We start from the raw sequence: 2,386 nt of genomic DNA, 5'->3' as shown, positions 1-2,386 counted from the left end.
AAAAAATAACAATAAGAGAAACGTACACAATTTATGTGCGTGAGGAGGTAGGGCGATGTCAAAGGTGACAGTTATGGATCATCCATTGATCCAGCACAAGATTGGAATTATTCGTAGGAAAGAAGTGGGATCAAAGGATTTCAGACAGATGATCAGTGAAATAGCAATGTTGATGTGCTATGAGGCAACCAGGGATTTAAAATTAGTAGATGTTGACATTGAAACCCCTATCTGTCCGATGACGGCGAAAGAACTTCAGGGAAAGAAATTGGCAGTAGTTCCGATTTTAAGGGCAGGACTTGGAATGGTAGACGGTATGCTGGCTATGATACCGGCTGCAAAGGTTGGCCACATTGGTCTTTACCGTGATCCGGAAACATTGGAGCCTGTAGAATATTATTCAAAATTACCGGCAGATTCATGGGACAGAGAAGTTTTTGTAGTAGACCCGATGCTGGCAACAGGCGGATCTTCTTCGGCAGCGATTAATCTGCTGAAGGAAAAAGGAGTTAAAAATATACGGTTCATGTGTATTATTGCAGCACCGGAAGGTGTGAAACGTATGCAGACGGAACATCCGGATGTAGATATCTATATCGGAGCACTTGATGAGCGTCTGAATGACCATGGCTACATTGTACCGGGGCTTGGAGACGCCGGCGACCGTATCTTTGGTACTAAATAAGAAATTTTGGAGGGTTTTACAATGAGCGATAAAAGGACTGATTATATTTCCTGGGATGAGTATTTTATGGGGGTTGCAAAACTTTCAGGAATGCGCTCAAAGGATCCGAATACACAAGTGGGAGCCTGTATTGTAAGCAATGATAATAAAATATTGTCTATGGGATATAATGGTTTTCCTATGGGATGTTCAGATGACGAATTTCCATGGTGCAGAGAAGGAGGGCCGCTGGACAGCAAATATGTGTACACAACCCACAGTGAGTTAAATGCTATTCTGAACTACAGAGGCGGCAGTCTGGAAGGTGCCAAGCTTTATGTTTCTTTGTTCCCCTGTAATGAATGTGCAAAGGCAATTATTCAGGCGGGAATCACTCAGGTAATCTATGACTGTGATAAATATGCAGACACACCCGCGGTTATTGCGTCTAAGAGAATGATGGATGCGGCAGGGGTTGAATATCGTCAGTATCAGCATACGAATAGAAAGATTGAGATTGAACTTTAAAAAATAGCGCCCTGCAGCGGGGCGCTATTTTTTTGCGGGGTACTGCATTAGGCGCGGAACTTTTGAATAAACAAGACAATTAAGGTTATTTTAAACAATATTATATGGTTTTCGCATTTCTTCTATGATAGTATAATAGAGAGTAAAGTTTCGGGATTTAAGTGAATCCAGGGTCTGTTTGAGAAATCATTGTATTTCTTTGTAAGATATTTAAAATCAGAGTTAAGAATATGGAAATGCGGCATAGGAGGAAGGTTGAAAGAAAATTAAGATGCAGAAAGGACGCCACGATGTGATTCTTTCAACCTGTTTAATTGTGGCAGTATTACAGGCAAGCCTGTAATATGCAATGGGTATAAGTATGTCTATTTATGTACAAAAAGTAAGACAGATTATAGAAGAAGTAAAAAAAGCAGTGGTAGGTAAGGATGCCTGTGTGGAGAAGGTGATGATGGCAATGCTGGCAGGCGGGCATGTGCTGCTGGAGGATATTCCGGGAGTGGGGAAGACAACTATGGCTTTAGCATTTTCCAGATCGATGGATCTGCTTTGGCACAGAGTTCAGTTTACACCGGATGTATTGCCGGCAGATATTACCGGATTCTCCATATATCAGAAGGAATTAAATAAGTTTTCCTTTCAGCCGGGTGCCATAATGTGCAATTTATTTCTGGCAGATGAAATCAATCGTACATCGCCTAAGACCCAGTCTGCGCTCCTTGAGGTTATGGAAGAAGGAAATGTTACAGTAGAGGGTGTGACCAGAGAGGTACCAAAGCCTTTTATTGTCATAGCTACACAGAATCCCATTGGTTCGGCGGGAACGCAGATGCTTCCGGAATCACAGCTGGACAGGTTCATGATCTGTATGACGATGGGGTATCCTGATGTGGAAAATGAGATTGCGATTCTGAAGGACAGAGGTTCAGGAAACCCCATTGAAAATATTGTTCCGGTTATTCAGGCTCAGGAGCTGGTACAGATGCAAAAGGAGACAGAACAGGTCTTTATCCATGATGTCATTTATACTTATATAGCGAAATTGATTGCAGCTACAAGGGAGCATCCATTTCTGGAGCTTGGGGTCAGCCCGAGAGGGACAATAGCGGTAACGCGTATGGCTAGGGCAGCGGCTTATCTGGAGGGGAGAAATTATGTGACTCCAAATGATGTCTGTGCCGTACTGAAGGATGT

Annotated in this window: 3 protein-coding genes; all 3 read left to right on the top strand. The window is 42.7% G+C overall.

Annotated elements, in window-relative coordinates; all coding sequences use genetic code 11:
- Window positions 1-55 precede the first annotated feature (55 nt).
- Window positions 56-685 carry a uracil phosphoribosyltransferase gene (upp, locus tag RHS_RS28620; protein ID WP_027295163.1) on the top strand — a complete coding sequence of 210 codons (630 nt, stop codon included), beginning with the start codon at window positions 56-58 and terminating at the stop codon, window positions 683-685.
- Window positions 686-706: 21 nt separating this feature from the next.
- On the top strand, window positions 707-1,192 hold the full coding sequence (locus RHS_RS28615; protein WP_027295162.1) for a dCMP deaminase family protein: 486 nt from the start codon (window positions 707-709) through the stop codon (window positions 1,190-1,192).
- Between the two features lie 361 nt (window positions 1,193-1,553).
- A partial coding sequence (locus RHS_RS28610; protein WP_047835127.1) for an AAA family ATPase occupies window positions 1,554-2,386 on the top strand: 833 nt, incomplete at its 3' end.

This window comes from Robinsoniella sp. RHS (assembly GCF_001029355.1).
Lineage (GTDB): Bacteria > Bacillota > Clostridia > Lachnospirales > Lachnospiraceae > Robinsoniella > Robinsoniella peoriensis.
This window is presented reverse-complemented; position numbering and strand designations above follow the sequence as displayed.

Excerpts from the sequence above, each read along its gene's own strand:
- upp (WP_027295163.1), top strand. The coding sequence starts at position 56 with ATGTCAAAGGTGACAGTTATGGATCATCCATTGATCCAGCACAAGATT.
- RHS_RS28615 (WP_027295162.1), top strand. The coding sequence starts at position 707 with ATGAGCGATAAAAGGACTGATTATATTTCCTGGGATGAGTATTTTATG.